Origin of the sequence: Nocardia jiangsuensis, from assembly GCF_042650385.1 — a bacterium.
In the GTDB taxonomy this organism is placed as follows: Bacteria; Actinomycetota; Actinomycetes; order Mycobacteriales; family Mycobacteriaceae; genus Nocardia; species Nocardia jiangsuensis.
This window is the reverse complement of record NZ_JBHSAX010000016.1, coordinates 37,012-58,132: the sequence shown is the minus strand read 5'-3', so window position 1 is coordinate 58,132 and position 21,121 is coordinate 37,012. Positions and strand designations below refer to the sequence as shown.

The 21,121-nt window shown below is 71.5% G+C and carries 16 protein-coding genes and 3 pseudogenes; 10 read left to right on the top strand and 9 right to left on the bottom strand.

What is annotated here, in order from left to right; genetic code table 11:
* The 3 genes from ACFO0B_RS19350 to ACFO0B_RS19340 form a co-directional block, all read left to right on the top strand.
* The coding region (locus tag ACFO0B_RS19350) for a beta-ketoacyl reductase (RefSeq protein ID WP_378613923.1) at window positions 1-2,381 on the top strand (2,381 nt) is incomplete at its 5' end.
* A 25-nt stretch (window positions 2,382-2,406) separates the two neighbouring features.
* Complete coding sequence (locus tag ACFO0B_RS19345) at window positions 2,407-8,448, top strand: type I polyketide synthase (RefSeq protein ID WP_378613922.1); 6,042 nt, start codon at window positions 2,407-2,409, stop codon at window positions 8,446-8,448.
* Window positions 8,449-8,491: 43 nt separating this feature from the next.
* Window positions 8,492-9,247 carry a thioesterase II family protein gene (locus tag ACFO0B_RS19340; RefSeq protein WP_378613921.1) on the top strand — a complete coding sequence of 252 codons (756 nt, stop codon included), beginning with the start codon at window positions 8,492-8,494 and terminating at the stop codon, window positions 9,245-9,247.
* Window positions 9,248-9,977: 730 nt separating this feature from the next.
* On the opposite strand, the gene ACFO0B_RS19335 is transcribed toward ACFO0B_RS19340, so the two are convergent.
* A complete protein-coding gene (locus tag ACFO0B_RS19335; RefSeq protein WP_378613920.1) occupies window positions 9,978-10,127 on the bottom strand; it encodes a hypothetical protein in 150 nt (49 codons plus the stop codon).
* A gap of 155 nt (window positions 10,128-10,282) precedes the next feature.
* On the opposite strand from ACFO0B_RS19335, the gene ACFO0B_RS19330 reads away from it, so the two are divergent.
* Window positions 10,283-10,441: a hypothetical protein gene (locus ACFO0B_RS19330; RefSeq protein ID WP_378613919.1), complete on the top strand. Its 159-nt coding sequence runs from the start codon at window positions 10,283-10,285 to the stop codon at window positions 10,439-10,441.
* 82 nt (window positions 10,442-10,523) lie between these two features.
* Here the strand turns inward: ACFO0B_RS19330 and ACFO0B_RS19325 are convergent, their stop codons facing one another.
* A complete protein-coding gene (locus tag ACFO0B_RS19325) occupies window positions 10,524-10,778 on the bottom strand; it encodes a hypothetical protein (RefSeq protein ID WP_378613918.1) in 255 nt (84 codons plus the stop codon).
* A 321-nt stretch (window positions 10,779-11,099) separates the two neighbouring features.
* Here ACFO0B_RS19325 and ACFO0B_RS19320 point away from each other — a divergent pair, with 321 nt between their 5' ends.
* From ACFO0B_RS19320 to ACFO0B_RS19310, 3 genes are all read left to right on the top strand, one after another.
* Entirely contained in the window at window positions 11,100-11,657 is a 558-nt protein-coding gene (locus tag ACFO0B_RS19320) for a hypothetical protein (protein ID WP_378613917.1), read from the top strand.
* A gap of 239 nt (window positions 11,658-11,896) precedes the next feature.
* Window positions 11,897-12,232, top strand: coding sequence for a DUF3592 domain-containing protein (locus ACFO0B_RS19315; RefSeq protein WP_378613916.1), 336 nt, complete (start codon window positions 11,897-11,899; stop codon window positions 12,230-12,232).
* 6 nt (window positions 12,233-12,238) lie between these two features.
* Window positions 12,239-12,373 (top strand): hypothetical protein, encoded by a 135-nt coding sequence (locus ACFO0B_RS19310; RefSeq protein WP_378613915.1) that lies wholly within the window; start codon window positions 12,239-12,241, stop codon window positions 12,371-12,373.
* 513 nt (window positions 12,374-12,886) lie between these two features.
* Here the strand turns inward: ACFO0B_RS19310 and ACFO0B_RS19305 are convergent.
* Window positions 12,887-13,294 (bottom strand): RidA family protein, encoded by a 408-nt coding sequence (locus ACFO0B_RS19305; RefSeq protein WP_378613914.1) that lies wholly within the window; start codon window positions 13,292-13,294, stop codon window positions 12,887-12,889.
* 64 nt (window positions 13,295-13,358) lie between these two features.
* Here ACFO0B_RS19305 and ACFO0B_RS19300 point away from each other — a divergent pair, with 64 nt between their 5' ends.
* From ACFO0B_RS19300 to ACFO0B_RS19290, 3 genes and pseudogenes are all read left to right on the top strand, one after another.
* Entirely contained in the window at window positions 13,359-13,976 is a 618-nt protein-coding gene (locus tag ACFO0B_RS19300) for a TetR/AcrR family transcriptional regulator (protein WP_378613913.1), read from the top strand.
* Window positions 13,977-14,297: 321 nt separating this feature from the next.
* Window positions 14,298-14,432, top strand: a pseudogene (locus ACFO0B_RS19295) (maleylpyruvate isomerase family mycothiol-dependent enzyme); the annotation flags it as partial.
* Window positions 14,433-14,807: 375 nt separating this feature from the next.
* Window positions 14,808-16,499 carry an outer membrane protein assembly factor BamB family protein gene (locus ACFO0B_RS19290; RefSeq protein WP_378613912.1) on the top strand — a complete coding sequence of 564 codons (1,692 nt, stop codon included), beginning with the start codon at window positions 14,808-14,810 and terminating at the stop codon, window positions 16,497-16,499.
* 343 nt (window positions 16,500-16,842) lie between these two features.
* Here the strand turns inward: ACFO0B_RS19290 and ACFO0B_RS19285 are convergent, their stop codons facing one another.
* From ACFO0B_RS19285 to ACFO0B_RS19265, 6 genes and pseudogenes are all read right to left on the bottom strand, one after another.
* A complete protein-coding gene (locus ACFO0B_RS19285) occupies window positions 16,843-17,229 on the bottom strand; it encodes a hypothetical protein (protein ID WP_378613911.1) in 387 nt (128 codons plus the stop codon).
* A gap of 277 nt (window positions 17,230-17,506) precedes the next feature.
* A pseudogene (locus ACFO0B_RS31535) lies at window positions 17,507-17,943 on the bottom strand (transposase); the annotation flags it as partial.
* Between the two features lie 70 nt (window positions 17,944-18,013).
* Window positions 18,014-18,127 (bottom strand): annotated as a pseudogene (locus ACFO0B_RS31530) (transposase); the annotation flags it as partial.
* A 263-nt stretch (window positions 18,128-18,390) separates the two neighbouring features.
* On the bottom strand, window positions 18,391-19,884 hold the full coding sequence (locus tag ACFO0B_RS19275; protein ID WP_378613910.1) for a PP2C family protein-serine/threonine phosphatase: 1,494 nt from the start codon (window positions 19,882-19,884) through the stop codon (window positions 18,391-18,393).
* Complete coding sequence (locus ACFO0B_RS19270) at window positions 19,881-20,624, bottom strand: GAF and ANTAR domain-containing protein (protein WP_378613909.1); 744 nt, start codon at window positions 20,622-20,624, stop codon at window positions 19,881-19,883. Before ACFO0B_RS19270 ends, ACFO0B_RS19275 begins: the two co-directional genes overlap by 4 nt.
* Window positions 20,625-20,845: 221 nt before the next feature.
* Entirely contained in the window at window positions 20,846-21,106 is a 261-nt protein-coding gene (locus ACFO0B_RS19265; RefSeq protein ID WP_378613908.1) for an Imm32 family immunity protein, read from the bottom strand.
* Window positions 21,107-21,121: the final 15 nt, after the last annotated feature.

The following is a 21,121-nucleotide window of genomic DNA, read 5'->3' as shown; positions in this document are numbered from 1 at the left end:
TTCCGGTGGTCTCGGACCGCACCGGGGAACTGCTGACCGCCGAACAGGCGACCTCTGTCGAATACTGGGTGTCTCATGTGCGGGACACGGTCCAGTTCTCCCGCGCGCTCACCTACCTGGCCGACCGGGACGTCACCAACCACCTCGATTCGGCAGCGCTGCTGCGCGGCGAACGCGCACTGCTCGACGGCGTCGCCCGAGTCTTCACCGCCGGTATCGATGTCGACTGGGCCGCGGTCCGGCCGGGGCGCCGGGTTCCGTTGCCCACCTACGCGTTCCAGCATCGTCGCTACTGGCTCGAGTCCACCCCGGAGAACGTCGACGCCGAATTCTGGCGCCTGGTCGAATCCGGTGACGCCGACGAGTGGGGATCGGTGCGCGAAGCCCTGACGGCCTGGCGCTCCGCCCGCCTGGCCCGCACGGCGGCGGACTCCTGGCGGTACCGGGTGCAGTGGCGGACACCGGTGGCCCCGCTCGGCACCGGCGGGCTCTCCGGCACCTGGCTGCTCGTCACCGCCCCCGGACACGAGGAGACCGCCGCCGCGTGCGTGGCCGCCCTGCGCGACCACGGCGCCACCCCGGTGACCGTCGACCCGGCGCGGGACAGCACCGAATGGCCCGCGCTGCTCGGCGCGGCGACCGAGACCCCGATCGCCGGGGTGCTCTCGTTGCTCGGCCTGCTGGACGAGCCACTGCCCGGCACCGGCGGCGTCTCGCGCGGCCTGGCCGGAACGCTGGAGCTGGTCCGCGCGCTCGGCACCGCCGACGTGCGGGCGCCGCTGTGGTGCGTCACCCGCGGCGCGGTCTCGGTGGGGGACTCCGAGCTGCTCACCGCACCGGTGCAGGCGATGGTGTGGGGTTTCGGGCGGGTCGTCGCGCTCGAACATCCCGAACGCTGGGGCGGGCTGATCGACCTCCCGGAGAGCATCGACACCCGCGCCGGGCGCGCGCTCGGCGCGGTGCTCTCCGGGACGGACGGCGAGGATCAGGTCGCGATCCGTTCCTCCGGCACCTTCCTGCGCCGTCTCGTCCCCGCCCCGGCCGGCCCCGGCATCGACGCGGGCGAGCTGCTGCGGGGAACGGTGCTGATCACCGGTGGCACCGGCGCGCTCGGCGCGCACATCGCCCGATGGGCGGCGGCGAACGGGGCGCAGCGACTGCTCTTGCTCTCCCGGCGCGGCCCGGCCGCTCCCGGCGCCACCGAACTCGTCGCCGAACTGACCGACACCGTGCCCGTGCGGGTGGCGGCCTGCGATGTCACGGACCGGGCCGCGCTGGCCGCGGTGCTCGCCGAGCTCCCCGCCGAACACCCGCTCACCACCGTCGTGCACGCGGCGGGCGTCGACGTCCACCAGTACGCTCCCGCGACCGAACTCGACCTGGAGCTGCTCGCCCCGGTGGTGGCGGCCAAGCTGTCCGGCGCGACCGCGCTGGCCGAGGTGCTCGAGGAGTACCCGGAGGTCGGGTCGTTCGTCCTGTTCTCCTCCGCGGCCGGGGTGTGGGGTGGCGGTGGCCAGGGCGCCTACTCCGCCGCCAACGCCTACCTCGACGCGCTGGCCGAGCACCGCCGCGGCCGCGGCCTCCCGGCGACCGCCATCGCCTGGGGCCCGTGGGCGCAGACCGACGGCGCCGGGATCACCACGACCGCACAGCAGCAGATGGAACGCCGCGGCCTGCCCGCGATGGCGCCGGAATCGGCGCTGGACGCGCTGTACCGGGCGATCGCGAACGCCGACACCGCGCTCACCGTCGCCGATGTGGAGTGGGAGCGGTTCCACGCCTCCTTCGCGCTCTCCCGGCCGCGGCCGCTGCTGCACGACATCCCGGAGGTCGGGGCCGCGCTGCGGGAGGCCGCCGGGCAGCAGCCGGACCGGACGGCATTCGCCGAGCGCCTCGCGGGGCTCGGCCGCGCCGAGCAACAGCGGGCCGTGCTCGAATTGGTCCGCGCCGAGGTCGCGGAGGTGCTCGGGCACGGCAATCCGGCCGAGGTCGATCTCACCAGGGCATCGCGCGATCTGGGGTTCGATTCGCTGACGGCGGTGCAGCTGAGCCGCCGGTTGCAGGTGTCAGCGGGGCTGCGGCTGCCCGCCACCCTGATCTTCGACTACCCCACCTTCGCGGAGCTGGCCGCCCACATCCACGAGCAGCTGACCGACCGCACCGGTGAGCTGTTCGCCCTGCTCGAGCAGATCGAGGGCCGGATCACCGATACCGCGCTCGACGCCACCGCGGGCATGGCGGCGGTGGAGCGGCTCGCGCAGGTCGTCACCCGGCTGCGGGCCGAACTGACCGGCCGCGGCGCCGCGGCCGATACCGCGGCGAGAATCGAGGAGGCATCGGACGACGAGATCTTCGAGCTCCTCGACCTGGAACTCGAATGATCGCGCCGACGAGGGGAATGCAACGATGACCGAAGACCGGCTCCGGGACTATCTGAAGCGCGCCACCACCAACCTGATCGAGGCGCGCCGCCGGATCACCGAACTCGAGGATCGCGCGAAGGAGCCACTGGCCGTGGTGGGAATCGGCTGCCGGTTCCCGGGCGGCGTCGCCGCACCGGACGAGCTGTGGCGGCTGGTGGCCGATGGCGGCGACGGGATCGCCGAATTCCCCGCCGATCGCGGCTGGGACGCGACGGCGCTCTACGATCCCGACCCGGAGAATCCCGGCACCTCCTACACGCGCGCGGGCGGATTCCTGCGGGACGCGGGGCTTTTCGACGCGGGGTTCTTCGGGATCTCGCCGCGGGAGGCGCTGGCGATGGATCCGCAGCAGCGGTTGCTGCTGGAGAGCAGCTGGGAGGCGCTGGAGCACGCCGGGATCGATCCGCGGTCGTTGAAGGGCAGCGACACCGGGGTCTTCGCCGGAACGAACGGCCAGGATTACGGCGTCGTCGCCCAGTTCGCCCTCGACGACGCCGGCGGATACCTGCTGACCGGCAACGCGGCCAGCGTGCTGTCCGGGCGGGTGGCCTACGTGCTCGGGCTCGAGGGCCCCGCCGTCACCCTGGACACAGCGTGCTCGTCGTCGCTGGTGGCGATCCATCTGGCGGCGCAGGCGCTGCGCCGCGGCGAGTGTGCGCTGGCGCTGGCCGCCGGCGTCACGGTGATGGCGACGCCGACCAGTTTCGTGGAGTTCTCCCGGCAGCGCGGGCTGGCCGCCGACGGCCGGTGCAAGGCCTTCGCGAACGCGGCGGACGGCACCGGCTGGGGCGAGGGCGTCGGGGTGGTCGTGCTGGAACGGCTTTCGGACGCGCAGGCGAAGGGGCATCGGGTGCTGGCGGTGCTGCGCGGCAGCGCGGTGAACCAGGACGGCGCTTCCAACGGCCTGACCGCGCCGAACGGCCCCGCCCAGCAGCGGGTGATCCGGCAGGCACTGGCGGACTCCGGGCTCACCACCGCGGATATCGACGTGGTCGAGGCGCACGGCACCGGCACCTCGCTCGGCGATCCCATCGAGGCGCAGGCCCTGCTGGCGACCTACGGGCAGAACCGTGCCGCCCCGCTGTGGCTGGGGTCGATCAAGTCGAATATCGGCCACACCCAGGCCGCGGCCGGGGTCGCGGGCGTCATCAAGATGGTGATGGCGCTGCGGCACGGGGTGCTGCCCGCGACCCTGCACGTGGACGAGCCGACGCCGCATGTCGACTGGTCGGCCGGAGCGGTGGAGTTGCTGACGACCGCGCGGGAGTGGCCGGACGCCGAGCGCCCGCGACGGGCCGCGGTGTCCTCGTTCGGGATCAGCGGGACGAATGCCCACGTGATTCTCGAGCAGGCGCCGGAGGTCGCCGCACCCGAGCCCGCCGAAACCCGAGGGCCGGTGGCCTGGGTGGTGTCGGGCCGTGGCGCGGACGCCGTCGCCGCCCAGGCGGGCCGGTTGGCCGCGTGGCTGCGCGAACGCCCGGAGCGGACACCGGCCGAGGTGGCCGGTTCGCTGGTAGCGACGCGGGCCCTGTTCGAGAACCGGGCGGTGGTGGTCGGCGACGAGCGCGACGAGCTGCTGGCGGGGCTGGACGCTCTGGCTCGGGGGGTTCCGCATCCGGACGTGGTGACGGGAACGGCACGCCCGCCCTCCGGCGTGGTGTTCGTCTTCCCCGGCCAGGGCGGGCAGTGGGCCGGAATGGGCCGCGAGCTCCTGGCATCGTCGCCGGTCTTCGCGGACCGGCTGGACGAGTGCGCGGTGGCCCTGTCCCCGCACGTGTCCTGGTCGGTGCGCGACGCGCTGGGTGACGAGGAGGCGCTGGCCCGCGTGGATGTGGTGCAACCGGTGCTCTGGGCCGTGATGGTTTCCCTCGCTGCCGTGTGGGAGTCGCTGGGCGTCGAGCCCGCCGCGGTGATCGGTCACTCGCAGGGCGAGATCGCGGCCGCCGTGGTGGCCGGTGCGCTGAGCCTCGAGGACGGTGCCCGTGTGGTGGCGTTGCGCAGTGCCGCGCTGCGTTCGCTGAGTGGAAGCGGAACGATGTTGTCGGTCGGCGCACCGGTCGAGGAGCGTCCCGGGATTTCGATCGCGGCGGTGAACGGCCCCGACTCGGTGGTTCTCTCGGGCACCACGGAAGCTCTCCGGGAGTTCGCCGCCGAGCTGGACGCCGACGTGCGGACCCGCTGGCTCCCGGTCGACTACGCCTCGCACTCGCCCGCGGTCGAGATCCTGCGCGAGGAGCTCACGCGAACACTGTCGGGCATACGACCCGGCCCGAGCCGGGTGCCGCTGTACTCCACGGTCACCGCCGCCGTACTGGACACCACCGCGATGGACGCGACGTACTGGTACGAGAACCTGCGCTCGACCGTCGACCTCCACGGCGCGGTCACCGCCGCACAGGCGGACGGCCTGACGAGACTCGTGGAGGTGTCTCCGCACCCGGTACTCCCCGGCACGGTCACCGTCGGCACCTTGCGCCGCGACCAGCCCGAGCGACGGCAACTCCTGCTCGCGGCGGCGGAACTCTTCGTCACCGGCACCCCCGTCGACTGGCCCCGAACCGGCGGCCGGATCCCACTGCCCACCTACGCGTTCCGGCACGACCGGTACTGGCTCGAGCCCGGCGTCATCGGCACCGCCGACGTGACCGGCCTCGGGCTCGACCCGGTCGACCACCCCCTGCTCGGCGCCGCGCTCGACGTGGCCGACGCCGATACGGTGGTGCTGACCGGCCGCATCGGCACCCCCACCCACCCGTGGGTGGCCGATCACGTGGTACTCGGCTCGGTGCTGCTTCCCGGCACCGCCTTCGTCGACCTGGCGGTCTGCGCGGCGGACCGGGCCGGGTGCGGCCGGGTGGACGAGCTGATCGTCCACACCCCGCTCGTCCTCGGCGCGGCCGTCGCGAGCCTGCAGGTCGTGCTGTCGGGCACCGGCGAGGTCAGGACGATCGAGATCTACTCCCGCCCGCACGACACCGACCAGCCATGGACCCGCCACGCCACCGGCACGCTCACCGCCGGGGCGCCGGCCCCGCCCCCGTCGCGGGACTGGCTCCCCGCCGCGGCGGTGCCGGTCGAGATCGACGGGCACTACGACGATCTCGCCGCATCCGGCTTCGGCTACGGCCCCACCTTCCGCGGGCTGCGCGCCGTGTGGCAGCACGGCGACGACATCTACGCCGAGGTCACGCTCCCCGGCACCGCGGAGAGCGCGGGGTTCGGGCTGCACCCCGCGCTCCTGGACGCCGCACTGCACGCGGTCGCCGTCGCCCGGCGCGACGACGCCCCGGCGCAGGGGATGCTGCCCTTCTCCTGGGCGGGCGTCACCCTGCACGCGACGGGAGCCACCACACTCCGGGTCCGGCTGCGCCCCGACGGCGGCAACGGGCTCGCGCTCACGGCGGTCGACCTGACCGGCGCACCCGTGATCACCATCGCATCGCTGACCCTGCGCCCCGCACCGGCCGGGGGGATCGGGCCTGCCGAACAGCCTGCCCACCGGCACCTGTTCACCCTCGACTGGATACCCGTCGACACCGCCCCGGCCGCCGCGGAGCCGGCCACCTGGGCGCTGCTCGACACCGGCACGCTGTGCGACCAGCGTGGGATCCGCAGTCTGATCCGGGGAGCGACACTCCGGGGTGTCGATATCGAGGTGCTGGCCGACCTCGAGCACATCGACGAGGCCGGGCAACGGCCGGACACCGTCGTCGTCCCGGTCGCCGTCGCCGGCGGCGCCGCCGGCCGCGCCGCCGCCGCCGTCCGCACCGTGCTCACGCTGGTACAGCGCTACCTCGCGGCACCGGCGCTCGGGTCGGCCCGCTTCGTCCTGGTGACCGGGGGAGCGGTATCGGTCGGCGCGGACGACCCGGTCACCGACGTATCCGGCTCGGCCGTGCTCGGCCTGCTGCGCACCGCGCAATCGGAGAACCCGGACCGGTTCGTACTCGCCGACCTCGACACCGGCGCCCTCGAGAGCGGCGCCCTGCTCGACGTCGTGCGCGGCACCGAACCGCAACTCGCGGTACGCGGCGACCGGCACTACGCCCCGCGCGTGCACCGGCTCGCCGCGCGGTCGGGCGAGCGCCGGCCAGCTCCGGGAACGGTGCTGATCACCGGCGGAACCGGGGTACTCGGCAGCGCCGTCGCGAGGCACTCCGCGGCCGCGGGCGCGGCCCGGCTGGTCCTGCTCTCCCGGCGCGGGCTCGACGCGGCCGGGGCCCGCGAACTGCGCGACGACCTGCGCGCCGCGGGCGCCGAGGTCGAGATCACCGCGTGCGACATCACCGATCGGGCGGCACTCGCCGGGGTCGTGGCCGACATCCCGGCGACCCATCCGCTCGTCGCCGTCGTGCATGCCGCGGGAGCGCTGGACGACGGGGTGATCGAATCGCTCACCCCGGAACGGGTGGACACCGTCTTCGGCCCCAAGGCGCACGGCGCCTGGCACCTGCACGAACTCACCGCCGAGCTGCCGCTGACCGATTTCGTCCTCTTCTCCTCGGCCTCGGCGACCTTCGGCAACGCCGGGCAGGGCAACTACGCCGCGGCGAACGCCTACCTGGACGGGCTGGCCGGGCATCGCAGGGCGCTCGGCCTGCCCGCCGTCTCGCTGGGCTGGGGGCTGTGGGCCGAGCGGAGCGAGATGACCGGTGGCCTGGCCGCGGGCGCCCGCGGCAGGCTGCACGACGCGGGGTCGGCGGCGCTGTCCACCGAGAGCGGGCTTGCGCTGTTCGACATCGCCACCGGCGCGGGGCCTGCCTGCGTGCTTCCGGTGCCGCTGGACCCGCGCGCACTGCGCGCGCAGGCCGCCGGTGGCGTCGTCCACCCGCTGCTGCGCGACCTGGTCGAGCTGCGGTCTCGCCGCGTCGCGGTGAACGAGATCGACACCGCGGGCGCGCTCGCGGCGCTTCCGGCACCCGAACGGGCGAGCGCGATCGAGGAATTCGTGATCGCCACCGCCGCCGCGGTGCTCGGGCACCGCGGCCCGGAGACCGTCGGCCCGGACCGGAACTTCCTGGAGCTCGGCTTCGATTCGCTCACCGCGGTCGATCTGCGCAATCGGCTCGGCCATGCCACCGGGCTGCGGCTCCCGGCCAGTGTGGTCTTCGAGTTCGCGACCCCGGCCGAACTGGCGGCGCGGCTCACCACCCTGCTCGCCGAGACCGCGGCGCCCGCGCCCGCGCCGACCGCGGCCGGTGTCGACATCAAGTCGCTCTTCGCGCTGACCTGCGCCCGCGGCAGGCACGACCGCGCCCTGGACATGCTGATGACCGTCGGCGATCTGCTGCCGAGCCTCGACGACGCGGACGACGCCGAGCCACAGGAGCCGGTGTGGCTGGCCCGCGGCGCCGACACCCCGCGGCTCATCTGCTTCCCGGCCTTCGGCGCGATGTCCGGCCCGCACGAATACGCGCGATTCGCGGCGCATTTCGCCGGGAATCGCGACGTGGCCGCGGTGCGGTACCCCGGTTTCGCCGGCGAGCCGCGCACGCCGCGCTCGGTGGCGGTACTCGCCGACGTGCTGGCCGCCACGATCGCCAAGCACCTCGCCGACCGGCCCTTCGCACTCCTGGGGCACTCGGCGGGCGGCATGGTGGCGCACGCGACCGCCGAACGGCTCGAGACCATGGGGCTCGAACCGGCGTGCCTGTTCCTGATGGACGTCTTCCTGCCCCGCCGCGGTGAGATCCTCGCCGTCGGCGCGCCGATGATGGACAACTTCCTCGCGCGCGACGGCGGCGCCGTCCCGATCACGGACCGGACCCTGCTGGCGATGGGCAGGTACTTCCGGATATTCGGCGACTGGGAACCGGCGCCCACCACGTCCCCCGCGATCTTCGTCCGCGCCGCCGACCCGCTCTCGGAGCAGGACGCGGCACGGGAGTGGCGCCCGGTCTGGCCGCACGACCATACCGTTCTCGACGTGCACGGCAACCACTTCTCGATGATGGAGGAGTACGCGCCGCGCACCGCCGCCGCCCTGGACGAGCACCTCCGATCGTCTTCGATCATCGACCGCTGACGGCGGCCGCACGCATTCGACCCCGACCCGAAAGGAATCGTCCATGACCACACCGGTCGATACAGAACTGTGGCTCCGCCGCTACCACGACGCGCCGGACGCAGGCGCCCGCCTGATCTGCTTCCCGCACGCGGGTGGCTCGGCCAGCTACTACTTCCCGGTCTCGACAGCGCTGACGCCCGAGTTCGACGTCCGCGCCGTGCAGTATCCCGGCAGACAGGACCGCCGCAGGGAAGAGTTCGTCCCGACCATCGAGGAACTCGCGGACCGGGTGCACAGCGCGCTGATCTCCGTGCTGGACGGCCCCGTCGCCTTCTTCGGCCACAGCATGGGAGCCGTGCTCGCGTTCGAGGTCGCGCGCCGCTGCGAGCGGAGCGGCAACGGGCCCGTGGTCGTCTTCGCCTCCGGACGCCGGGCACCGAGCGTCATCCGCGACGAGAGCGCGCGGTTTCGCGACGACGCCACCATCCTCGCGGAGATCCGCAAGCTCGGCGGCACCGACTCGCGCGTACTCACCGACCCGGAGATGCGCGACATGGTGCTCCCCGCCATCCGCAACGACTACCAGGCCGTGGAGAAGTACCACGCCGACGCCGGCGCCAGGATCACCGCGCCCATCGTCGTTCTCACCGCCACCGACGATCCGCGCACCACGGTGGCGGAGGCCGAGCAGTGGCACGAGCACACCGCTGCCGGCGGCACGCTGCACACCTTCGACGGCGGCCACTTCTACCTGGAAAAACATGCGAAGCGGGTGGTTTCGGTAATCGCTCACACATTGCGCGAATTTGCGCGCTGATCGCGGATATCGGGCTGGGAGGCAAAAGATAGTATCCTCCGACCAGACCTATCGCCTGAGCATCGCCCGTTTGTGCGGGACGCCGGGTTCTTGCCACCCAGCCGCCTGGCCGAATTCAGCGCTGACGCCTCGGTTCGCGCACCGAGCGCGGCCTCGTTGTCCGCAGCAGTGGGCGCGGCGCCACCGGCCCCGGGCGCGGCCTGGCCGTTGCGGTGACGTCTGAGCAGGCAAGCGGTTCACCGATGCTGTCGCCGTTGCTCGGCGAGGTCGTGGTGCCGCGCTCGGCCGGTGGCCCGCCTCGGCGCAACTCTGTAGTAGTGATCGCAGACAAATCGTCTACAAGCAGCCCTGGAGGCGTCCGCTCCGGTTCGAGGGGGCAGGTAAGCGCGTCGGCGACGCCGAGGGTCCCAGCTGGGGCCAGCATTCTGCTGCCAGACGGACGGTTCCGGGAAGGTCCCGCCGTAACCGTGAACAGACCGGATAGCACGCGACGACTACCGGCTCCAGCCCGGGGCACCACCGGCTTCGCTACCTTGCTGCCTACACCTGACCGCGGCGTGATCACGAATCACACGCGGCAAGATGATCGCGGGTTGCTCTCGGCCGCCGACGAGCGTCGCGCCCGAGGCAGGGTGCCGGTCGTGGCGAATGCTCGGTGTCCGGTTCTGTGTTCGCGTTGGTGTGTCGGGCCGGTGGAACGCACCGGGTGGCAGGTTGTCGGCGCCCGCGCTCACGATCGCTGGGAGACCGCCTGCGGGGTGATCGGCAGCTGCTCGGCGAGCTCGCGCACCGAGCTCGGCCGCTGCGCCCGGCGCTCGATGATCCCCTTGCGCATCGGGCCACCGAGCACGGTGACATCCACGCCTTCGAAAGCGGCCACCTTCGAAAGTGTGCGCTTTCAGTCCTGCTGGTGTAAGCCCCCTACGATCGGCGTCCCGACTCGGGCGCATCCGGGTCGCCTTCGACCTGGGCCGCGGGGTCCGCTGCCGGCTGCGGGTTGCATCCTGTACCGGAGTTCAGGCTTACCGTGCTGGTATGACCGATGACGACCTGTGCGAGACGATGATGAACCTGTCCGCGTGCACGCTGCCGACCACGGATCGACCGACCCGGCTGGGCGAGTTCGACGACTTCTTCGCCCGCTCGGACCCCGACCCCACAGGCGATCTCGCGCAGAGACTTGCTTCGGCGTAGCGGGGCCAGGATCGCGCGGCGCTTGTCGGCGTCGACCACCCGTGACCGACCGCCCTTACGGCCGCGATTGTCTGCGGCGGCTTCAGTCGCCTCCGCCACCTCCGCAACCACCGCCCCCGCAACCACCACCGCCCCCGTCGTACCCGCCGCCGCTGTCACTGCTCCCGGCCGACCAGCGACCGTCGCGCTGTACCTCCACCACGCCGAGCGAGTTGGCGATCGCGAAGCCGAGCATTCCGACCGCGACGACGGTGAGCGCCACCCCCAACGGCCCGCCGTTGTTCGAGAAGAAGAAGATCGCGACGCCCACAAGGGCGACAGCCCGGAAGTACAACATGCGAATCCTCCCCGATTCGAACTCCGTTGCAGGAACTCTCGAACGTAGCGCGATATCGCGGTCCTGCGGTTGCGAGCCGCTGAACACTTCTGGATGTCTGCCGCTCTGGGCACGTACTCGTCCGCATCGGGGTCCCTGGAGTAACCGCCGAAGCACTCGCCGCGTCCTCCCCGACGCCGGCTCGTGGCCACCCGAATCAGACACCGCCGCACGATGCGCGTCGCCGGGGCCACCCACCGTGCCCGAATCGGCCGGTTCTGGAGTGATGGGTGGGGGAGGAGGGGAATAGCGATGATCAGTGCTGTCCTTATACGGGGTGCGATGGCCGTCGTGGCCGTCGTGTTGGGTGCGTTGCCGGTGGCGGTCCTGGTGAGCGATCGAGACGTTCCCGGCCATGCCGGGCCGGCACGGCGGCCGGCCGTCCTCGGTCCCGACGACCCGCTACCGCCGCCACCATGGATCCTGACCCAGCTCGCATATCACCAGTGCGCCGTGCTCGGGCCCGAGGATCTGCACCGATTCGGATTCCAGACCCCGGAGCCGATCGACGACTCCCTCGGGTTCTGCCACTGGCGCAGTGCCCCCGAAGCACCGAAGAAGATCAAGATGTTCTTCACCCCGGAGTATCGGTACAAGTACACCGATATAGTGGCCGAGTATCGGATGGAAGAATCCCGCGATCTCACCATCGGGCAACGGCCGGGATTCCTGACGGTGGAGCGCAACCGCACCGGCTCCCGCAAGTACAAGATCTGGGTCGGCGTGCCCTCCAGCGGGGCGATCCAGTTCGAATACGCCACCGAGCAGCCCGACGACGACCCCGAGCTGTGCGCGGCGGCCATCGAGGTCGTCACCGTGATCTCCGCCCGCATCAAATGAACGTCTCTACCGATGCACCGACATCCCGCCGAACGACGACACCTGTTCCGGTCCCCCTGAGCGCGGTCTGATCCCTGATGCGAGCGTGCCCGGAACGCGAAGTGGTCCCCAGCCGCCGGTACCTTCGGGATCTCCCGAGCCGCTCTGTACCGCTCCACGCAGGCCACACCCGGAACTCCGGATGCAGAGTGCAGTTCTCGCCCAGCGACAGCGTGTTTCCGACGCCATACTCTGTTGACGTGCAGGGAAACTGGGAGCCCGTCGGAGCGGCGCTGGTGTTCGGGCTCGGGGGCTTGCTGATACTCGGTGGGTTCTACAACGTGTGGGTAACCGTGGAACGGATCATGCTGCTGACACTGGGGTTCTGGGCCCGCGGTGTCATCGTGTCGGTCCGCGACAGCAAAGACAGCGACGACAAGCCGGAGTACTACCCGACCGTGGAGTTCGTCACCCGCACAGGGGAACCGCGCCGAGCCGAGGTGGTTGATGCGATCGATACCGATGGTCCCGGCCACCGCATCGTGGTGCTGTACCGGCCCGGCAACAACGACCACGTCGCCGCGCTCGACCCCTGAGCATGGATGAAAAGCGTGATCTTCTTCCCGTTCCTCATGGTCTCGGGGTTGTTTTTCTGGTCCTACCCGCTCGACTACTTCTTCGATATCCACAGCGTGACCATCGGCGGCCACGTCTTCGAATTCGACTTCTTCGGCTGACAGCACCGCCCGTCGCCGTCACGACCGAAGCACTACAGATCGGCCGGCCGGCCGAGGGCCGTACTCGACCGGGCCGGCAGCGGCGACGCGCGAGCTTGCGCAGCGCGAGCGCCGGGTGCTGGTGATGCGGTTCGGCGATCGCCTGAGCGAGGTGTTCGCAGGTATTGCAGCCTGAGCAGGCGAATCGCGATGGTGTCGAGCCGGCGGGCGATGGCGGCTCTCGCGCTGGAACGCCAGCTGCGCCGATGGCGCCGGGCTCCTCGAGCGCGCGGACCTGGACGTCACTGCCGCGACAATGAGACGCCCGGTACCGGCGCCGCGACGCGACGTGCTGCGGCTGTGGGTCCCGCCGCTTCGCCCGCCCGCTGCCCTGGGACTCCGGCTGCCGCAACCGGTACCGCGACACCACAGGCCGCGACACCCACAACTGGCCGGGCGCGCTGCTGGAGTACCGGCTGCGCGGGGCGCCCCGCGACCGCGACTACCGCCGTCGTCGGGCTGATCCACGCGGGGTCAATCGAGTACTGCAATGGCCTCCACCTCGACGAGCAGGTCCGGCTCGGCCAGCGCGGCCACCTGCAGCACTGTGACCGGCTTGGTCGGGTCGACTCCCAGCTTCGCGGCGGCGCGCCCGGCGCCCTCGCCGAGCAGCGGCAGGTTCTCCGGTGAGCAGTCGACCAGGTAGATGGTCAGCTTGGCGACATCGTCGAAGGTGCCGCCCGCGTCCGCCACCGCGGTCGCCACATTCAAGTACGCCTGCTCCACCTGTGCCGCCAAATCGCCGGTGCCGACCGGATTTCCGTCGGCGTCCCTTGCCACCTGCCCGGCCAGGAAGACGAACCGGCTTCCGGTCGCGATGGCGGACTGCCGGTAGATCTCCGGCTTGGGCAGGCCGTCCGGGTTGCGCAGTTCCACGGTCATATCAGGCTCCTTCGAAATGGGTGTTCAATGCTCATACAATAACGTTGTTATGTATTCTGTGTCCATGGCACGGACGAAGAACCCCCGGACCCGGGCACTGCTGGTGGAGCGAGCGGCGCAGATGCTGGCCCGGCGCGAGCCGGTGACGCTGCGCGCCCTGGTGGCGGGCACCGAGGTCTCGACCATGGCCGTCTACACCTACTTCGACGGCATCGACGGGCTGTGGCGCGCGGTGCGCCAAGAGGGCTTCACCCGGCTGGCGGCCGAATTGGCCACCGTGCGAACAGGTCCCGACCCGGTGCGCGATCTGGCCGCGCTCGGCGCCGGCTACCTCGCGAACGCCGTCGCGAACCCGGACCTCTACCGCGCGATGTTCGACGTCACCGCCGAGCTGGAGGACGCACCGGCCGCCGGCGCCACGCTCGGGCTGCTGATCGCCGCCGCCGCGCGAGCCAGGGAGGCGGGCCGGTTCGCCGCCGATACCGACCCGGAGGCCACCGCGCTGCGGATGTGGGTGATCGGGCACGGGCTGGCGAGCCTCGTCGCCACCGGCCCGCTCCCGGACGCCGCGCTCGCGCACGGCGAGCCCCTGCTGACCGCGCTCTTCGTCGCGGCCGGGGACGAGCCCGCGCGCTGCTCCCGCTCGGTGGCCCGCGGGTGGCGGTCCCGGCGGCCCGGATAGCAGCAGGCTGTGAGTTCGGGGTGGAGGTACTTCGAGGGGCAGGGGCCAGGCTGGATCCCCGGCCCTGAGCCTGGGCCGGCCGGAGGAAGCAGCCGGTGAGCGGTCGCGGGCATGCTGCCGCCGGTGTCGTGCTGGCGGCCGTTCTCGCGGCGGGGTCGGTCGTCACCGGTTGCGCGGGATCCGGCCCGAGCACGACGTCGTCCCCGGCGGCGTCTGCTCCTGTGGCGGTGGGTGCCGTCGGTGGCCGAGCTCGATGCGGTGCTGACGCGCGCGGTGAGCCTGCGGCGAGGAGCGCCGCGGCGCGATCCAGGGCGACGGCGCGGGAGGGGACCGATCGTTACCGGTCCGGGGGAATCGCTATTGATGGCCATGGCCGGACGGCCGACAGCCCTCGACGATCTGAGCGGGTCGGGCAAACCACAGCTGGCTCACCTGCTGACCCGCAGGTACGAATAGACACCCTCCCACCTGCGCTGAACAGGATGAGGCTGTACATGGTCAGGCAGGCCTCCGCGGTCACATGATGTCGACGGTGTCGAGAGGCGGGCGGTGAACTCGGTGTCGCCGGTGACCGTCGCGTCGCTGTCGCGCCGGGACGACAGCAGGGTGCGCCGATCGAGGAAGGTCAGCGTGGGTGTGGTGACGCACGCGGCGAGCGCGCCGTTGGATGGAGCCAGTCCGCCTGCCGGGGACCGGATCAGAAGCCTGTAGTGGCGAGGTCGGGCGGACCGGCGCCGCCGTCGTGACGATCTGTGTAGCGGGCGGTCGTCACGTGTGGCCGATAGCCTTGCGGGCGTTGCGCATCTCGGCGTACGGGGAGAAGAGGTGGGGATGATCGGGGTGGGAGCGGTTCGGTTCGCGGCCGTGGTCGGGGCGGTCTCGGTGTGGGGCGGGACGGTGCTGGCCTGCTACGGCAGGTTTGTGGGCCCGCGGCCCGTGCGGCCCGACTGGGATTACGGGATGGGGCGTTTCGACATCTCCCGAATAGACGCTGAGCCCGTCTACTTCGGGGTCGTGGCGCTGGCGGTCGGGTTGTGGGTCGGTGTCGTCGCGGTGGCGCTGGCGCGGCGTGGCTGGAACGAGGGCGATGAGTACGCGCGGCGGGACTGGGGGGTCCTGTTTGCGGTGCTCGCCGGGATCGTGGTCCTTCCGGCGATGGCGTTGATCCGGGACGCGGCGGCGGTCGTGCAGACGCTGCAGGCGGTCCGGCCGCTGACCATCACGGTCCCGGTCATCGTCGCGGGGTGTGTCTTGATCGTGGCCGGTTCGATCCTGTTGCTGCCCGCAGCGCTGGCGCCCGCGGCGCTGGCTCCGTTGCGGGGGCGGGGGCTGGTGGTGCCGTTGGTGGCCGCGGTGTCGGTGCCGGTGCTGGCCGCGGGATTGGCGGTGCGGGCCGGAGACGATGCGCGCGGTATCGATCTCCGCACGGTCGCCGCGGTGGCGGTCCCGCCCGTTCCCGCCGGGCTGGGCATCGAGCGGTATGAGGTCTGGCTGGGTAATCCGGGGCGCGTATATCCCGCGGATGTCGTGGTGGCGGGTGCTGGGTTCGTGGTGGCGAATTCGGGCGGGATCACCGCCTATCACGGTGGCAGCGGGGAGGAGCTCTGGCACTATCGGCGCACCCAGCGCGAAGGCGGAATCGGGGTGCAGCCGGGTTCGCTGCGTTCCCTCGACGGTGGTGTCGTGCTGGCCTACTGGGAGTACCGGGGCTGGACCGCGCTCGACGCGCTGACCGGGGAACTGCTGTGGCAAGTCTCGGATTTCACCCGTGACCACCCGGACCCGCAGTCCCCAGAGCGTCGGGGACGCGGTTTCGGGTTGCCGGAGCCGCTGTTCCGGACCGAGGACGACGTGCTGGTCTCCTACGATTCCCGCACCGGCGCTCGCCGCTGGTCGGCGCGGGCGGTAGATCCCGACTGCCCTGGGGCCCGGAGCTGGTTCGACACGACCACCTCGACGGTGTATCAGGCCTTCCGATGCCTGGACCCCGACGAACTGCGGGTCTCGGCACTATCCGGTCGCGACGGCTCGATCACGCGCACCTACGTGATACCACGGCCGGTCGGTAAAGACATTCCGATGACGCATCGCTCCGGCGAGCGGGTGGCGGCCGAGTGGGGTGAGAACACAGTGTTGCTCGACGGCGCCCACGACCCTCAGCCGCTGCCGGGGGCACAACGGGTGCTCGCCGCCGACGCCGAGGGCGTACTGCTGCGGCAACGCGCGGGCGTGGAATACATCGCCCGGGACGCACGATGGGTGTCCGAAGACGCCGAGGTGCGCACCGCCCTGTATTGGTACTACGGCTTGCTGGGTGAGTACGTGGCTGCCATCGAGCAGACCGATCCGGGCACGGTGCTGAGAACCTGGCGGCGCGCGGACGGCTCACCCGGGCCGGTCGTGCCTGTGGAAGTGCGCGGGGGACGCTGCCCGGAAGGGGGCCTGGTCCCCAGTCCGGAAATGCTCACCATCCCCGGTGGGCTGCTCATTCGCTGCGGCGGGTGGCTCCTAGGCTACAGCTGACCAGCGGGGTTGGGGTCGAGGAGCGTGGACGGTGGTGAGCTCACCGCGAGTCAGCTCGGTTCGTCGTGGCGGGTGGTGATGCCACGGTGTTCGGTGACCGGCCGCGACGAGGGAGCGCGCGTGCACAAGGCCGGCGGCCGCGGCAACACCGAAGGCTGCCGAGACGACATCGGTCCGCACCGTGAAAGCGTTTGTTCGCACGAGAAGGACTCTACGAACGTCCCTGCTGCGGGCACCTCCGGGTGCACCCCCGACCCCACCCCGAGATCTCGACCCGCCCAGAGGAAAAGCCGGTGCGGATGCAGCAGGCGCCACCGGCATCGACACCGGAACCGACGATCGCCTATTCGCGGCCGAGCCAGTCCTTGACCAGCTTGCTCGGATCATTGCGGCACAGGGTCTGCACGATCCGGAAGTTGCTCGGGTTGACCCGGGTCGGGTAGCCGAGCTGCGCGGCAAGGGCGGGCAGGGTCGATTTCTGCGTGGCGTCGTCCAGCTCGAGGAACTGGGTGCACGGCATAGCGGTCAGGTCACCGGGCGGAACCGGTGCGGCCGCGACGGTGGTGGTCGAAGCGGCCACGGTGCTGCGCGCAGTGGTCGTCGTGCCGGTGTTCGCGGATGTAGCGGACGGCGGTGCCGTCGAGGTGTCGGAGGAATCGCACCCGCTCGTGCCGAACGCGGCGGCGGCGATGGTCAGGATGAACAGGTAGGCCCCTACTACACGTCCCATGTCCGGCACAGTAGCTCGTCGGAGGGCAGCGCGCCTTCCGGAGCTCCGTTGTGCGGGATGGTGCGGCCGTTGTATCGGCGGATCCGCGGCCGGCCTGGTGTCGCTCGCCAGCGGCCGGCCGAAGTAGCAGGACTCGTGGTGTTGCTCCATCCGGTGCCGGTCAGCTGTAAGGTCAAGTCCAATTGCGTGGTGTAGGGAACGGTCTGCGCGTGATCGGGGTGGGTCAGGCGGTCAGTTCAGCGGGGGCTTGCTCCTGTTCTGTGCGTTCGGCGCGCCCGCGTGAGCGGGCGAGGACGTCGAGGCCCAGGTGGCGGCGTCCCTCGATCCATTCGTCGTGTTGTTCGGCCAGGACCGCGCCGACGAGGCGGATGATGGAGGTTCGGTCGGGAAGATCCCGACCACGTCGGTGCGGCGGCGGATCTCCCTGTTCAACCGTTCCTGGGGGTTGTTGGACCAGATCTGACGCCAGATCTGTTTGGGGAACGCGGTGGAGGCGAGCAGGTCGGCGCGAGCGGCGTCGAGGTGATGGGCGACCTTCGGCAGTTTCTCGGAAAGCGTGTCGAGCATCTGATCATATTGTGTGGCAACAGATTCAGCATCTGCCTGGTCGAACACCGAATGCAACAGGGTCCGTACCCACGGCCACGAATTCTTCGGGGTGATGCTCATGAGGTTCACCGTGTAATGGGTCCGACAGCGTTGCCAGGACGCACCCGCCGGGTGGCCCCGATCGCAGCTTCGGCACCGCGAGGTCGATCGTGCCGACGCCGGTGTCGAAGTCGCGGTGGCGGTAGCCTTTGCGGTGGTTGACCCGCTCGTCGGAGCGTTGCCGGTAGCCGGCACCGCAGACCGCGTCGGCTACGGCGCTCATCAACGCCTGGATGAACGTCACGAGCATCTCGCGCAGCAGGTCCGGGCTCGCGGCGGGGAGTCGATCCGACAGCATCGCCGGCAGGTCGATATCGTTGACAGAGGTCATCGCGTGAAACTTCCTTCTCGTGACTTGGTAGGTCTTCTGAAGGATCACGCCGTGACCGTTCTCTATCCGGCTACGACACGGTGCTCCGGCAGCGCCGCGAGGCCCGGATCGGTCAGGGCGCGCCGCAGGGCAGAGGTCATGCGGAACAGGGTAATTCCCGGTGGCTGATCGGTAGGAGCCCGTCACCGGTCGAGCGAGTCCCGCCTCTCGTCCTCCGGACGTCGCGGCGCGATCGCCGGACCCAGCTTGCGCACCAGCACGACGGTGGCGTCCTCCCGCAGCGGGGTCCGGTGGTGCTCCCGCACCGCGGCGATCACCTGCCGCACCGTCTCCGGCGGCGGATGGCCGGTGCCCGCCTCCCGGCGCAGCACCTCCGCCAGCCGCCGCAGGCCGAATTCATCACCGTTGGGACCACCGGTGATGCCGTCGGTGTAGAGGACCAGCCAGTCCTCGGGGTGCACCTTCTCCTCGGCGACGGGCTCGGTCGCCGCGCCGAGGCCGAGCGGTACACCCTGCCCGCCGCCGAGCGGGTCGGCGATGGTGCCGCCGCGCATGACCAGCGGCTCGGCGTGACCGGCGTTGAGATAGCACAGCCGTCCGCTGTCCAGGTCCAGCTCGGCCAGCACGGCGGTGGCCAGCGAGCCCGCTCCGAACCGGGCGACGAGCCTCTCCTCGATCGAGCGAACCTGCTCGAGCAGCCCGCCACCCGCGTGCCTGGCGCTGCGGTAGGCGGCGAGCGCCGTCGCGGCGATCAGCGCGGCGCGGTCACCGGAGGCGTCGAGGATCAGCAGCTGCGCGGTGGTCTCGGAGAAGGCGTAGTCGAAGACGTCGCCGCGCAGGTCGTAGCGCGGCTCGACGGCGGCGCTGACCACGATGTCGCCCACCCCGGCGGTGCGCGGGGGCAGCAGCGACCAGAGGAGTTCGGCGTCCGGGGTGCGGGTCCGGGTGCGGCGGGCGCGGTCGAGTCCGTCGCCGTAGTGGGTGGTGATGGTGACGAGGTGGCCGAGCAGCCGCGCCACCCACCGGCAGTGCGCGCGCAGGCCGGGGTCGCGCAGGTCCTCGGCATCGGGGACGCCGATCTCGAGCACGCCGAGCCGCTCGATGCCGTCGAGCAGCGGCATCCACAGGGTCTGCGCCCGGTCGGTCGACGAGGTCTGGGCCTCCAGCTCGCGGAAGGCCCGGCCCGCGGTGGTGGTGTCGAGGTCGAGCGGGGGTGCGCCGGTTCCGGTGGCCGGGCGCAGTGCGCGCTGTTCGTAGTCGACGAGGTGCACGGTGAGCTCGACGCCGAGCGCGGTGCCCGCGGCGCGCGCGATCACCGGCAGCCGGTCCGGTGCGGCGAGGTGGACGCCGTCGACCAGTTCGACCAGCGCGGACAGCGGCGGGGTGGTCGGGCGCGGATTGCGGAAGGGGCGGCTGAAGGTGGCGCGCCCGGTCTCGGCGCGCTGGTCGAGATATTCGTTGACGACGTGCGCGAGCATGTCGCGGTCCCGCGCGGACAGCGTCGTCATGCCGTGCACGTAGGCGTCGACCTCGAGGAACCCGGCATCGCCGCCGATGCCGAAGTACTCGGTCCACAACTCCTCGACGTCGAGCCCGGCGCTCTCGAACGCCGCGGCGAAGCTGCGCTGCTGCTCCCCGGCGCGATCCCGGCCGGAGGATTCGCGGGAACCGGTCACCACTGCTCGTCCTCCCGCGCGGCGGTGAGCTGCTCGGCGACCCGGCGCATCGAGGTGCGTTGCTCGCGCGCGGTGTGCGCGAGGCTCAGGAACGCCGCGTGCTCGCCGACCCCGTCCCGGCCCATGAGGAAGCCGGTGGCCCGCGCGATCACCTCCCGGCCGCGCAGCTTGTCGGTGATCCGGCCGCTCACCGTCTCCGCCTCTGCGGCGCCGACCACCTGCGCCACCAGCAGCGATGCCTGCGCGGCGAACAGCGTGAGCACGTGCTCCTCGCGGGGGCCGTAGGCGCCGGTGCCGTAGACCTTCATCGCGCCGAGCCCGCGCTCACCGGCGACGAGGGGAGCGCTCAGCGTCGAGACCAGCCCGAGCGCAGCGGCGCGCGGACCCCAGCGCGGCCAGCGGGGATCGGTGCCGACGTCGTCGACGCGGACCACGATCCGCTCCACCGACGCGGTGAGGCACGGGCCGTCGCCCAGCTCGTACTGCAGCGCGTCGGCGCGCTCGACCAGGTCGCTGGTCGCCGCCGTGGTTCCGCGCTCGCCCGCGCTGTCGAAGAGCGTGAGCCCCGCGCCCGCGGTGCCCGGCACCGTCTGCACCGCGAGCTCGGTGATGGTCGCCAGCGCCTCGTCCACCGTCCGGTGGGTCAGGAACATCCCCGCCATCCGGGCGAACGCGGCCACGATCTGCTCGGCCGCGGTGGTGTCACCCAGCCCGCCGCCCGTCGAATCCTTCGCCGACACCTGCCCTGCCTCCCGTCACCCCGCGCTACGAGTGGTCGATACCCGGCTCGGCACCGGTTATGTCGATGGGTGACCGTGGGAAAAATCTGTAGTGCGGAGGGTAGACATTGTGTTGCGGACTCGCTACTGTCGCGCCGTCGAAGAGGACCACACCCGGCTCGGTGCCGTCTGCTCGGGAATCGTGGGCGAGATGGCGGGCAACGCCCGCCAGGCCCGTCGCGTCAGTCCTCGAGCCTGTCCACGACAAGGCCGAGATCGGTGTCGATCTCCTGGCCGCCCGTCAGGTGCACGTGCGCACCCGCCGGGGTGGTCGTGCCTGCCAGGGTCAGCAGGATCCGGGCGAGGCTGATCAGCCCGGCGCGGTTCGCCTGGATCAGGATCTCCGGACCGTGGTTCTGCACGAGGATCGAGAAGCCGGCTTCCCATTCCATCCGGACACCCCCGGTCTCGTCGTACTCCGGTGCGTCGATGGTCCAGATCATTTCCAGCCTTCCCTG

Excerpts from the sequence above, each read along its gene's own strand:
- ACFO0B_RS19340 (WP_378613921.1), top strand. The coding sequence starts at position 8,492 with ATGACCACACCGGTCGATACAGAACTGTGGCTCCGCCGCTACCACGAC.
- ACFO0B_RS19300 (WP_378613913.1), top strand. The coding sequence starts at position 13,359 with ATGGCACGGACGAAGAACCCCCGGACCCGGGCACTGCTGGTGGAGCGA.
- ACFO0B_RS19285 (WP_378613911.1), bottom strand. The coding sequence starts at position 17,229 with ATGGGACGTGTAGTAGGGGCCTACCTGTTCATCCTGACCATCGCCGCC.
- ACFO0B_RS19325 (WP_378613918.1), bottom strand. The coding sequence starts at position 10,778 with ATGTTGTACTTCCGGGCTGTCGCCCTTGTGGGCGTCGCGATCTTCTTC.
- ACFO0B_RS19330 (WP_378613919.1), top strand. The coding sequence starts at position 10,283 with ATGACCGATGACGACCTGTGCGAGACGATGATGAACCTGTCCGCGTGC.
- ACFO0B_RS19290 (WP_378613912.1), top strand. The coding sequence starts at position 14,808 with ATGATCGGGGTGGGAGCGGTTCGGTTCGCGGCCGTGGTCGGGGCGGTC.
- ACFO0B_RS19310 (WP_378613915.1), top strand. The coding sequence starts at position 12,239 with ATGAAAAGCGTGATCTTCTTCCCGTTCCTCATGGTCTCGGGGTTGTTT.
- ACFO0B_RS19265 (WP_378613908.1), bottom strand. The coding sequence starts at position 21,106 with ATGATCTGGACCATCGACGCACCGGAGTACGACGAGACCGGGGGTGTC.
- ACFO0B_RS19320 (WP_378613917.1), top strand. The coding sequence starts at position 11,100 with ATGGCCGTCGTGGCCGTCGTGTTGGGTGCGTTGCCGGTGGCGGTCCTG.
- ACFO0B_RS19305 (WP_378613914.1), bottom strand. The coding sequence starts at position 13,294 with ATGACCGTGGAACTGCGCAACCCGGACGGCCTGCCCAAGCCGGAGATC.
- ACFO0B_RS19345 (WP_378613922.1), top strand. The coding sequence starts at position 2,407 with ATGACCGAAGACCGGCTCCGGGACTATCTGAAGCGCGCCACCACCAAC.